The sequence below is a fragment of the Campylobacter concisus genome, from assembly GCF_002914005.1.
GTDB classification, from domain to species: domain Bacteria; phylum Campylobacterota; class Campylobacteria; order Campylobacterales; family Campylobacteraceae; genus Campylobacter_A; species Campylobacter_A concisus_N.
Genome location: NZ_POZU01000011.1, coordinates 1 through 12845, shown reverse-complemented (window position 1 = coordinate 12845; position 12845 = coordinate 1). Strand labels below are relative to the sequence as shown.

Below are 12845 nucleotides of genomic sequence, written 5' to 3'. Positions count from 1 at the left end.
CTAAAAATATTAGCTTAAGAGGTAAGCTTTCAAGTCCTAAAGACACTAAGTTTTGAATTTAATGCATCTGTCATCTTGTTTAGATGTTCTGCTGCTGAAGCTATCTCTTCAACACTTCTAGCATTTTCAGATGAAATTTGGTTGATATTTGAGATGCCTTCCATGATTTCATTTACATTTTTGCCAGTTGCGATGTAGTCTTGCATAGTCTTATCAGACATTGCTATGGCGTTATTCATTGTCTCACTCATAACATTTATAGTTTTTTCAACGTCGCTTGCCACGTGAGTTAGCTCTTGGATCTGTTTAGAGTTGATACCCATTTGCTCACTGCTATCATTGATCGCTTGGACGATGACATTGATAGTTGCATTTATCTCAGTTAAACTCTTTTGAGTCCTCTCAGCTAGCTGTCTAACTTCATCAGCAACAACGGCAAAACCGCGTCCATGCTCACCTGCTCTTGCAGCCTCAATAGCGGCATTAAGTGCAAGTAAATTTGTCTGATCAGCTATATCATTGATAACAACAAGGACTGATTTTACCTGCTCGGCATCACGGCTAAGCTGATCGATCTTATCAGCCATTTGATTTTCTACATTAGCAGAGTCAATAATCTGTGCCGATAGCGATCTTATAGCTTCAGTTGCCGTTTTTATATGCGTGCTTGCTTTTTGAAGATCGTCTTTGCCAGCTTGAGCTACTGCTAAAGATTCTTTCATATTTTCTTGCATTACTTTACATCTTTGATTTGTCTCTTCCACTATTTCGGTTGATTTTTCTACACGTTTGCCTGTCTGAAGAGATGTGGAACTAAGCTCATTTGCAACAGAGCTATTTTCACTTGAAAGGTGCTTTGTATCACTTATTAATACCCTTATTCTTTCAATAAAATCATTTATATCTTTACTTATTTTAGCTATTTCATCTTTACCATAAATAGGAATTTTAATTGTAAAATCAGATGTTATCTCATTTAAATTTGTTCCTAGTCTATCAATAGGATTTGCAACCATCTTCTTAAGCAAGAACATCGAAACAGCTATCAAAAGTAAGGTAACTATGATGCTTGCTATGATGAAATTTTTACTAACTACTTTTAGTGGTGTTAAAAAATCATCAGTAACAGCTGAACCTAAAACCATCCAGTCTAGTTTATCAAATGACTCAAAAGCAACTATGCAGTCAACCCCATCAATTATAATAGGCTCAATACCCTTTCCTTTTTTAACAATATTATCCATAGTAGTTTTTAATTCACTACTTAGCTCTTGATTTGCCTTGGTTGGATGAAAGTCAAATTTACCAGTTTTAGTATTGTAAAGAGAAAAATATCCATGCTTACCAAGTTTCATCTCAGAAAAAGTCTTTTTCATATTGTTTAATCCCTCGGTAGGATCATAACCAACAAATAAAATTCCTATTACCTCGTCATTTTCAATAATAGGATCATAAATACTCATATAGTTGCGTCCAAATAAATTTACAACGCCTATATACCTCTCTTTATTCATGATATTTTTATAGGCTTGACCGTTTTTGTCAATCATCGTACCAACAGCTCTACTACCATCAGCCTTCGTCACCGATGTACTAACTCTTAAAAAATTATCACCTGATTTTGCAAAAATGGTTGAAATTCCGCCTTTTGTAGCGTTATTAAATTTATCCAGAATATCGTAGTTGTTGTTTAAAATACCATTTTGAGATATTAGATCTATCGCCTCGTATTTGTCAGTCTTGCTCATCTGGTGATTAGTTGAAATTTTTCCAATCATCTCTTTAAAAACACTCATTATTAGCTCTGCGCTACTTACATTATCTTTTTCAAATAATTTAACCGTATTCATAGCAAGCTGGACGTTTTGTTCTACTGTTGTAAGCACACCATCTTTTATCTCGCGCTCTAAAATATTTGATGTATATACAACAAAACATGTCATAGATACTGCCAAAACCGTAGCAATCGTTGCTGAAACTTTTACCAAAATGCTTCGTAAATTCATTTTGTCTCCTTTTTCCTAAAAATTTTCGCCTTGATTATAGCACCATTTTAAATAAATTTTATACAAGAATGTATAATTAATAATAATTAATAAATTATCATTATTATTTTATTCATAAACTATAACTTTTTTGAAATCATTTTAAAAATTTAATTTAAAAACCTTGATAGTAATACTATCAAGGTTAAGTATATTTTTATCACTTTGTGTTATAATCTGCCAAAATTCTAAAACAAGGAAAAGAAAAATGGCAGATAAATTTGAATTTCAAACTGAGGTAAATGACCTTTTAAATTTAATGATCCACTCTCTTTACTCAAATAAAGAGATATTTTTAAGAGAGCTCATCTCAAACTCAAATGACGCTCTTGACAAGCTAAACTACCTTTGCTTAACTGATGAAAAGTATAAAAGCTTAAGCTACACTCCAAGGATCGACATCAAAGTAGATGATAAGGCTAAGACTTTAACCATCAGCGACAATGGTATCGGCATGGATAAGGACGAGCTCATCGCAAATTTAGGCACGATAGCAAGAAGTGGCACAAAAGGTTTTATGAAAAATTTAAGTGGCGATGCCAAAAAAGATAGCTCACTAATCGGTCAGTTTGGTGTTGGCTTTTACTCAGCATTTATGGTGGCAAATAAGATCGAGGTCATAAGCAAACGAGCACTTAGCGAGAAGGCCTATAAATGGATATCTGATGCAAAAAGCTACGAGATAGAAGATACTAAAAAAGATAGCTTTGGAACGGACATCATCTTACATTTAAACGATGATGAGTTTGCAAATTCTTGGCGTATCGAAGAAATAGTCAAGAAGTATTCAAATCACATTCCTTATCCTATATTTATGGATAAACAAAGCTATGTCGCTCCTAAAGAAGGTGAAAAAGAAGGCACTTATGAGACTAAAAATGAGCAGATAAACAAGGCAAATGCGCTTTGGAGGCTAAACAAAGCTAGCTTAAAAGAGCAAGACTACAACGACTTTTATAAGCAAATTTCACATGACAGCAGCGATCCGCTCCTTTATATCCACACAAAAGCTGAGGGTAAGATCGAGTACTCGACGCTATTCTATGTGCCAAGCACTGAGCCGTTTGACCTCTTTAGGGTTGATTATCAAAGTGGCGTGAAGCTCTATGTGAAGAGGGTTTTTATAACTGACGATGCAAAAGAGCTTTTGCCACCTTATCTAAGATTTATCAAAGGTGTGATCGACGTTGAGGATCTGCCGCTAAACGTTAGCCGTGAAATTTTACAAGAAAATGCGATCATGAGAAGCGTCAAAGAGCAAAGCGTGAAGAAAATTTTAAGCGAGCTTTCAAAAGTAAAAGAGAGCGACCGCGATAAATACATAAAATTTTACAAACTATTTGGCAAGGTTTTAAAAGAGGGACTTTACGGCTTTAACGCTGAAAAAGAGCAAATTTTAGACATTTGCCTATTTAAAAGCTCAAAAAGAGATGGACTTATCAGCCTAAAAGAGTACAAAGAGGCAATGAAAGAGGATCAAAAATCGATCTATTATATCAGCGGTAATAATGAAAATATGCTAAGAAATTCTCCGCTTCTTGAGAGCTTTAAGAAAAACGACATCGAAGTGCTTATTATGGACGAGGAGATCGATACGATTGTTATGCCAATGGTTAATGAATTTGATAAAACACCTCTAAAATCAGTCTCACATGCTGATATAAACGACGAGATCAAAAGCGATGAGAAAGTCGATGAGAGCAAGGTTGCAAATACGCTTGTTAAAATGAAAGAAATTTTAAAAGATGAAGTCAAAGATGTAAGACTAAGCTCAAGACTATCAAGCTCGGCTGCGGTGCTAATTTACGACAAAAACGATCCTGATTACGCTATGCAAGAAATGCTAAGGCAAATGGGACAAGGCGCAAATGCTCCAAAAGTTAAACCGATCTTAGAGATCAACGCTGATCATGAAATTTTTGCAAAACTAGAGAAAAATGAGGCGATGGTTTATGACATAGCGCCTTTGCTTCTTGATATGGCAAGGCTAAATGAGGGCATGAGTCTAGAAAATCCAGCTAAATTTTCAGAACTTCTAACAAAAGTGATGATAAAAGCTATCTAAATTTATAAAGCCCAAGAGAAATTTTGGGCTTTAACCTACTTCTATAAATTTAAATTTCTTATAATAAATCGACCTGTACACCATCTTGGATCTCAAGAAAGACGGTGTGTCTTGTGTTTATTGTATTTCCATTGATGGTTTCTTGGCGATTAAATGTCGCTTTATATACTTGATTTACTGCGTCACCCTCGCTTGTGACATCTACTTTGTTATATATGTCACCTACAACACTATGTTTTCTATTTAGCGTAGCAACATCAGCTTTTGTAGCTTTTACAAAGTCATGTGTGAGCTGTACCAGGTCTTTGCTGTCGCCTATTATCTTTAGCACTGTATTTACGCTCTCACTAGCTACACTATTGCTTGCATCCCTTGTGTTTCTGCTATCAACAATATCAAAGACACCATCTGGGCTAAATTTTATAGATACCGCCTGATCAGCACTTCCTAGCTGGATCTTTTCAAAGTTATTTATCTTTTTAACGTTATCTAAATTTGAAAAATCCACATCATCAACGACTATCAAAGTATCCACACCACCTCTGCCATCTATCATTCTACCCTTACTATAAACAAAGGCATCATCTAGGTTGCCACCTTTTATATCGCCCTCTTGTCTTAGATATACTAGATCGCCAAAATTTGATTCGCCGTATTTACTAGCGTCACTTAGCTCGTAAGAATTTGTAGTCCCTATCTTTTTTAGATGTCCATTTTGGATAAGTGCTTCAACGTAATTATTACTAAATAGATGTGTGCCGCTACCTTGTGCTCCAACTAGCATAGATGAAGGATATGGATCTTGGGGGCCATAAGTGTTTGCTACACTTTTTGGAAGCATATATAAAGATAAGTTCATCTCACCAGTTCCGTCCATATACTCCATATCAAGTTTATAAAAACCAGCTTTATCAAATGTAAAATCCCTACTCCACCACTGACCATTTTTACCATATGATGCTTCGGTAGATGGATTTATATAATTAGTCGCACTTCCAAATTTTTGTGTCGTTCCATTTATAGTAAGCTCTGCATAGTTATGCAAGTCTGCTGCTCTTACAGAGTATATTCCGGGTGCACTTACATATATCCAGCCATTCATCTTCATAACAAGATCAGATCCAACAGGATTTGACTCACCAAGAGTATAGTTGCCGGGTCTACCTTTTAAAACACCATTTGCAAAGCCTATATTGTCACCAGTGCCAGCAGCAGTATCGACGCCATTTCTAAATTTCTTTGGTGCATATGGATTAGACGCATCATATAAAGCACTATCTTCATGCCTACCAACTCTAGCTAGATCCTCCGCATGCATATTTCCTTGATTAGACAACGTCTTATAGTGTGTTCCTGAAGCAAACTGCACAACATCGTAGGTAGTAGAGGCGCTTGGAGAATAAATTTCCATATAGTTTTTATAGATAGGCTTGCCGCCTTGCGTACTATAAACACCAGAATTGTTACCAACTCTAGCTCTCCATGACGGATCTACGTAGTTGTAAAACCACATATCAGCATCAAGACCGCTGTTGCCAATAAATGTAGCAGTACTAATAGATACGTTTCCTGCAGCGTCAGAATTTTTTATCATAAAATTTGCCCCAGTGCTATTGGCTGATAGGGCAAAATTTTCAGAATAAGTGTGTGTATTATCAAGAGACGAGCTTTTGTGAACAGAATTTAGCAAATCATAAAGATCGACTTTATTTATGGTATTTTTATTAAGAGTGTTATTACCATTTGAGTCGGTTCCGATACTGCCTGAAATATCTACACTAGTAACATTAGACGTGGCATTTGGTGTGCCTATCGCATCTGGAGTAGCATCAAGATCGACTCGGACCAAAAGATTATCATCTTTTGTTTCATCACTCTTTAAAACAGTCGCTCTAATATTTGAGTATCTTTCATCTAGCTTTATCCCAAGCGTTTCAAAGTCCATATTTACACGCTTGTCCGCACCTACAACTAGATCTATATAGTTTTGTCCGTTTGGTAAAATTTTAGCATTACCAAGATCATCTTCAAGAGCCAAACGAAGCTTGGTTCCAGGAGCACGGTCTACACCAAAGACTATATTTGGCTGCTCATCGTTAGTAAGCGAAATATTGTACTCTTTTATAGTTTTGCTCTCATTGTCAAAGTTATTTTTCTGAATAACTTTTTCATTATCTCCTGTTCTTAAGTATTTTGCGATATTTATAACTCCTCCATCTATCTGCGTGGCAAGCTTTACATCATCAATGTACTCTAAAATTCCAAAGTCAAATAATCTACCACGGATACCATCAGTCGTCGTAGTCTCGCCAGGTGTTGTAATAGTCGCTCTAACCGGCGTAGAATGATCCATAGAAATAGGAACGCCTGGTATGCTAAATTTGCCATCAACTATCGGAAGTGGTGCTGATCCATCGCTTGGTATGGCAGTCAGTCCATCATCGCTTATGGTATATTTGACAGTTGTTGTAACAGATGGTATGGTAGGAGTTGATATCGTGACATTTATACTGCTTCCTGGTTTTGTATTATTAGGTAGGTAGATATCAAGATCGCTTTGAGTAGATGGCGAGCCTGAAGGAGTTGTGATGCTATCTATCAGTCCGTCACCATCATTATCCCTTGCAAATTGCACCTTTATGCTATTATCTAGAGTTATCTTGTCTGTGACTGGGGCTGCTTTATTGCCAGCTTTGTCAGTAAATGTAGTTGTAAAATTTGTCGTAAGCCCATAAAGTCTTGTGGTGGTCTCTATGGTACCATTATTTACACTAATAGGCACACCATCATCTCTCGTGGCACTATATACACCAGATGCGTTTTGAGAAATTTTAATAGTGATTTTATCTGTTTTACCATCACTTCCTGCGATATCTATCTCAAATTTATCACCATCTTTTGCATCGTTTGGAATTTTTATTTTTATCGGTGTCTTTACACCATCAGGGCTAAAGCCGCTCTCCTTACTGGTTAGAACACCATCTTTATCGTTATCTTTTGCAAACTGTACATGTGGGGATTTAATAGGTGCAACTGTATCGCTTGAAATTTCACTTACACTTGAAGCTTTTGGGGTGCCAGTCGTGCCATCAATGATCGTCGTACTTAGCCTTTTTATGCTTGGATCGCTCGAGTTTGTTGGATCAGCAATAGTAATCTTGCCATTTTCTATAGGGATAATCTCCGTTCCACCATCAAGCGTAGCAGTAAGTCCGTCAGATGAGATGGTATATGTCTTTGTTACGCTTGTTGGTGCGCTAGCTGGATCATCAACTTTGATACGGATCTTGTCGCCAGCTGTAGCATTGTTTGGCACATAAATATCTATCATCAAGGCTGTGCCACCACTTTTTGCGAGCTCGGCCAAATTTATCATGCCATCTTTATTCTCATCAAGCGTAAAAACAGCGATTGGGTCGTTATTGTTTGCTATGGTTATGGTTTCAGTTGCACCTGGATTACCCGACTTACTTATCATTTGGATATTTACATTTGTTGGAGTTGAAGATGAAATTTTAACCGCATTTGCTAGGTTAAAACCGACATTTCCACCACTTTCACTTGTGAGCGGATAGCTCTCGCCACTCTCTTTATCTGTAAGCGTGTTTTGTGATGTTTTAACCAGTACCTTTTCATACAAGGTTCCGTCAGGATCGGTAGTAGTTAGTTTTATCTTGTCACCTATTTTCATATTTGGCGACAAGATGATCTTGGCATCATCACTTGGTGCACTAACTGCTGGATTAAAGCTATTTTCGCTTGCATCTATGACGCCATCTCGGTTTAAATCTTTTCCCAAAACGACCTTTTTGAAGCCAAGAGTCGGAGTGATTGTATCAACGCTTGTGGCTATATTTGCCACAGATGAGTTAGTGCCATTTGCCAGAGTGATACTAGAATTTACACTAAATGTAGTATTTGGAGTGACAGCGACACTTGGAATGATAAATTCTTTTTGTTCTGGGTTTGTAGCATTTGGCGCAATAGGTAAAATTTCACTTGGATTATTTATATTTATCACGCTTATACCAGCTTGATCGACTTTATAAACAAGCATGGTCTTTACACCGTTATTTACGACTTCCAATGTCACTTTGTCATTTGGCTTAAAGTCATTATTAAAAGTAACCGCCATACCAGTATGATTTGCATCGCCGCCTGCTTCTGCAATATTTATATAGCCGTCGCCATCAATGTCTTTTAAAATTCTAACAATTGGCGCTGCAATAACTGGAACACTCTCTTTTTGCTCTACCGCTGCTACCGCGCCGCTAATAGACCTATGTGCCAATGCCGACTCTTTTAATATGACTGGCAGTACAACCGCACCACCATCAACACTAATAATATTTGAGATATGACCTTGTGTATCAAAATTTAAACCATTTATGCTTGCAAAGCTACTACCGTGGTTTGAGCCATGAGAACTATGACTTGCGTTATGAGAGCTGTCGTCTTCGCCTTTGTTTTTTGTTTCTTCATTCTCAACAAGAAAATTTCTCTTATCTTCTTCTATCTGGGCTTCGCTGCCTTGCGTATTAAAATTTGCTTTTGATAGCTCTTTTGTGATGACGATAGTTTGGGGCTCAAGTAGCGCAATAGGCGAAGCGTGATAGAAATTTATAACGACTGTATCACCGCTGCTTTGTGTTATGATCTCGTCGCCTAAAAATATCTCATCTCCCTGTTTTAGTGCGATCAACTTTCCATTGCGTTTTACAAATACTTTTCCGCTTATTTTTGCGACTATACCAACGTTTTGCATATTTAGTCCTTTAAATTTAATAATCAATCCATTTAAAATTTCACGCGATTATAGCTAAAAAATATTTTATATAAATAAAAGAATTTACATAATAAATTTTATTATTTTTGATCCATTTTTATATTAAAAATTTTTATAAAATGCCAAATTTGCTTTGTTTGTAATAGAAAAATAAATTTTAAGAATTTCCCACGCCAAAAGACGTGGGATAAATTTAAGCTATCTTGGTAGCGTCGATGATGTTTAGATCAAGGCCTAGATCTTCAACAGATAGTCCAAGTGCAAGACCTACAAGCTGAGAAAGGTGGATGATTGGCTTTCTCACGTTTGAGTGGTTTTCATCTTGATATCTCTCTTGGTAGATGTCAAGCTGCATTTGACAAAGTGGGCACGGAGTTACAACTACGTCTGCACCATTTTTATCAGCGTTATTTACGATCTGGCTTGACATTTTTCTTACTGATTTTCCAGCTGGATAGCTAGCGTGGAAGCCGCAGCAGTCAAGTCTTTTCTCAAATGGCACAATAGTAGCACCAAGTGCGCCTACAACGGTTTCAAAGCTCTTTGGATTGACTGAGCTTTCTCTATTATGCAGATCTTTTTCAGGTCTTAGGCTATGGCAGCCATAAAATAGCGCTACTTTTAGCCCACTAAGTGGTTTAACAACCTTTGCTCTTAGCGTTTCTACGTTTTGATAAAGTACCCAAAGAAGGCTTGTGATCTCGGTTGAGCCATTATATTTCATATTGCCCTCAGCCAAGAAAGTATTTATGCGGTCCTTTGCACCCTTATCAAGTGTAGTTTTTGCTCTTGTTAGAGTTAGCATACAAGTTGAGCATGTCGTAAGCATCGGCATATTCATCTGCTCAGCAAGCGCTATGTTTCTAGCATTTGCTACAAGTGCAGCGATAGGATCTACGTCTTGTGCTTGTTGAGCACCACAGCAGCTCCAGCCCTTTATCTCGTGAAGCTTCCAGCCAAGTATCGGAGCGATAGCCTCAAGCGACATTTTAGCCTCTTTAGCTGCTTGAGAGAGTACGCATCCTGGGAAAAAAGCGAATTCGTTTTGCATAGTTACTCCTTACTAGCAGCTTTGCGAGCCGCATTTATCATTTTTACTAGATCATCATGTCCTTCTATGTCCTCTTCGCCGAAAATATGAAGCGGATTCATCTTACCTGCAAGCATTAAATTTGCAGCGATATCCATTTTGCCCATATTTCTAAACACTCCCTCAGAGCGAAGTGCAAGCTTGATCTCATTTAGTCTGCCTGAGCCATCAACTAGATCGGTTAAGAACGCCTCAGCGTGATCTGGCCCCATGCCATCATCAAAGCCTTTTTGTATAGCCATAATGCGAAGATCAGTTATGTCTTTGCATGCGCTTATGCCTTTTGGACATCGATCAGCGCACTCTTGGCATTTTACACACATCCAAAGACCATTATCTATAGCTGGTTTTAAGTGCGGCATAGGATCTTTGTTGCGTGAGTCAAACGCCGCTCTATAAGCATGCACAAAGACAAATGGCTGCATATAATCACTCGCATCAGCTTCAAGTTTATTACACTCGCTAGCGCACGCACCGCAAAGTATGCAGTCCCATTCAAGTGCTACTTTTTCATACTCTTTTTGACTTTGTTTACAGCCTTTTTCTGCGCTAAATTCTGACTTAGCAGTGATGCTAGGCCTAATCTTGCGTAAATTTTCGATACTTGGCTCCCAGTCCACTATAAGATCAGAGATGACCCTGAAATTTCCAAGTGGAGAAATTCTTATGCTCTCTGGATTGTCATACTCCGCCAAAAGCTCATTCATCTTTGTATCACAGGCTAGATATGAGTGACCATTTACTCTAACAGCGCACGCTCCACATATCGCTGAGCGGCAAGATGCTGTGAAATTTAACGTCGCATCCTTTTTTTGTTTGATATCAAGAAGCACTGTTAAAAGAGTTTTTCCCGCGATCTCTTCATTTGTTAGTTCATAAGTTGATTCATATTTTTTAGTTCCGTCAAAGCGGTCGATAATAATTTTCATCCTAGCTCCTTACTCTGGCTTCTTGCCGTCAAGTGAAAATATGCCTGTCACAACATCTTTGTAGCCAAGCTCCAACTTGCCGTCTTTTAGTGTGACTATGCTGTGTTTTAAGAAATTCGCATCATCTCTTTTTGGATAGTCCTCTCTTGTGTGAGCGCCACGACTCTCAAGACGATTTTGCGCTGCAAGACATGCTGCACGAGAAAGGAGAATAAGGTTGCCAAGCTCGACATAGTCAGTAAATGCTGTGTTCATAACTGGGTTTTGATTTGGCACTTTAAGGGTGTCATATTTTGCTTGGATAGCTTCTAAATTTTTAGAGAGCTGATCAAGTTTTGCGCCAGTTCTAAAGATACCCATTAGATCCCAGTTGTTTTTACCAAGCTCTTCGCGAAGTGCGTACATATCATTTACACCGCCCTCGCCTGTTGCTATGGCTTTAAATTTATCCTGCCACATTTTTGCTAGCTCAGAAGTCTTTTTACCGCTTGAAAATTTTGCATTTTGCGCATAAGCTCCAGCACCCTTGCCAGCTAGATCGCCAGTTACAACTGCGTCAGTTAGGCTGTTTCCACCAAGGCGGTTTGCACCGTGAATAGATACGCATGATGCCTCACCACCTACATAAATTCCAGGAATTTTTGTACTCATATCATCAAATTTAGCTACCTCTATACCACCCATTGAGTAGTGAGCTGTTGGGCGGATAGGCACTGGTTGTTCGATTAGATCGATGTTTTGGAAAAGCATAGCAGTGTGGCGAATTTTTGGAAGCTTTTTCATAATAGTATCTTTGCCAAGGTGGCGAACGTCACAAAGCACGTAAGCGCTCATGCCCTCACCAAAGCCTCTACCCTCGCGAATTTCTGTCTCGATCGCACGAGCGACGACGTCACGAGGAGCTAGCTCCATCTTTTCGTGATAGTTTTTCATAAAGCGCTCGCCCTTGTTGTTTAACAAGTAACCACCCTCGCCACGAGCAGCTTCTGTGATTAGTGTGCCACCATTTTGAACGCCAGTTGGGTGAAACTGAAGCATCTCAGGGTCTTCAAAACCAAGACCTGCTTTAAGCGCAGCAGCGATACCATCACCAGTTGCTATAAATGGAACTGATGTGCGGTTATAAAAAATTCTAGTGTATCCGCCAGTTGCGATGACTAGAGATTTGCAAAGAACTGGGTAAATTTGACCATCTTGGATGTTGCGAAGAACGACGCCTTCAACCTTGCCATCCTCAAGACCGATCTCAAGTAGCTCATGATCCATTAGAAATTTAACGCCAGCTGTGATAGCGTCGTCAAGACAGGCGTGCATCAAAATGTGACCAGTTTTATCAGCCGCGTAGTTACAGCGTTTTTTACTAGCGCCACCCATGAAGCGAAACGCAACATCACCATTATCTTTACGGGACACGTCGCCATTGTCTATACGAGAAAAGAGCATGCCATTGTGGTCTAGCTCGTGGATGACTGCGCCTGCTGCCTCGCAAAATTTCACAACTGCATCTTGATCAGCAAGATAAGCTGCACCTTTAACTGTGTCATAAGCGTGAAGCTTGAAGCTATCGCCATTACTAAAGTCAGTAACGCCGTTTATTCCGCCCTCCGCCATACAGGTTGCGTTGCGTGATGGCATCATCTTTGTAGCGACAACAACGGTTGAGTTTGGATATTGCTTGCGAACGGCTGTTGCTGCACGAAGTCCAGCACCGCCAGAGCCGATTATTAGTACATCAACAGATGGCAAGCCATTTTCATTGCCTTTTGGCAACTCACCAGCAAAAACATTGGTCGCACCAGCCGTTGTAGCTAGCGTACCTACGCTGATACAGGCACTTTGTAGAAATTCTCTTCTGGTAAATTTTTCACTCATTGATAACTTCCTATCTTAGTAAATTTTTAGCGTTTAAAACGCACCGCCAGTTAATTTC

Annotated in this window: 5 protein-coding genes and 2 pseudogenes; 1 reads left to right on the top strand and 6 read right to left on the bottom strand. The window is 38.7% G+C overall.

All coding sequences use genetic code 11. The features are described 5' to 3' along the window. Nucleotides 1-29: 29 nt before the first annotated feature. Both CYP54_RS10265 and CYP54_RS10260 read right to left on the bottom strand, forming a co-directional pair. Nucleotides 30-1082: pseudogene (locus tag CYP54_RS10265) on the bottom strand (methyl-accepting chemotaxis protein); the annotation flags it as partial. Nucleotides 1083-1109: 27 nt separating this feature from the next. Next, a pseudogene (locus CYP54_RS10260) lies at nt 1110-1943 on the bottom strand (Cache 3/Cache 2 fusion domain-containing protein); the annotation flags it as partial. Nucleotides 1944-2253: 310 nt separating this feature from the next. On the opposite strand from CYP54_RS10260, the gene htpG reads away from it, so the two are divergent. Continuing rightward, nucleotides 2254-4110: a molecular chaperone HtpG gene (gene htpG / locus CYP54_RS01385; protein WP_103603903.1), complete on the top strand. Its 1857-nt coding sequence runs from the start codon at nt 2254-2256 to the stop codon at nt 4108-4110. Nucleotides 4111-4168: 58 nt separating this feature from the next. On the opposite strand, the gene CYP54_RS01380 is transcribed toward htpG, so the two are convergent. The 4 genes from CYP54_RS01380 to sdhA all read right to left on the bottom strand — a co-directional run bounded on the left by CYP54_RS01380 (nt 4169) and on the right by sdhA (nt 12787). After that, nucleotides 4169-8875, bottom strand: a complete 4707-nt coding sequence (locus tag CYP54_RS01380; RefSeq protein ID WP_103603902.1) for a hypothetical protein — start codon at nt 8873-8875, stop codon at nt 4169-4171. Between the two features lie 214 nt (nt 8876-9089). After that, nucleotides 9090-9947, bottom strand: a complete 858-nt coding sequence (gene sdhE, locus CYP54_RS01375) for an 8-methylmenaquinol:fumarate reductase membrane anchor subunit (RefSeq protein ID WP_103603901.1) — start codon at nt 9945-9947, stop codon at nt 9090-9092. A 2-nt stretch (nt 9948-9949) separates the two neighbouring features. Continuing rightward, nucleotides 9950-10915 (bottom strand): 8-methylmenaquinol:fumarate reductase iron-sulfur subunit, encoded by a 966-nt coding sequence (sdhB, locus tag CYP54_RS01370; protein WP_103603900.1) that lies wholly within the window; start codon nt 10913-10915, stop codon nt 9950-9952. Between the two features lie 9 nt (nt 10916-10924). Next, on the bottom strand, nt 10925-12787 hold the full coding sequence (gene sdhA / locus CYP54_RS01365; protein ID WP_103603899.1) for an 8-methylmenaquinol:fumarate reductase flavoprotein subunit: 1863 nt from the start codon (nt 12785-12787) through the stop codon (nt 10925-10927). Nucleotides 12788-12845: the final 58 nt, after the last annotated feature.

Excerpts from the sequence above, each read along its gene's own strand:
- htpG (WP_103603903.1), top strand. The coding sequence starts at position 2,254 with ATGGCAGATAAATTTGAATTTCAAACTGAGGTAAATGACCTTTTAAAT.
- CYP54_RS01380 (WP_103603902.1), bottom strand. The coding sequence starts at position 8,875 with ATGCAAAACGTTGGTATAGTCGCAAAAATAAGCGGAAAAGTATTTGTA.
- sdhE (WP_103603901.1), bottom strand. The coding sequence starts at position 9,947 with ATGCAAAACGAATTCGCTTTTTTCCCAGGATGCGTACTCTCTCAAGCA.
- sdhB (WP_103603900.1), bottom strand. The coding sequence starts at position 10,915 with ATGAAAATTATTATCGACCGCTTTGACGGAACTAAAAAATATGAATCA.
- sdhA (WP_103603899.1), bottom strand. The coding sequence starts at position 12,787 with ATGAGTGAAAAATTTACCAGAAGAGAATTTCTACAAAGTGCCTGTATC.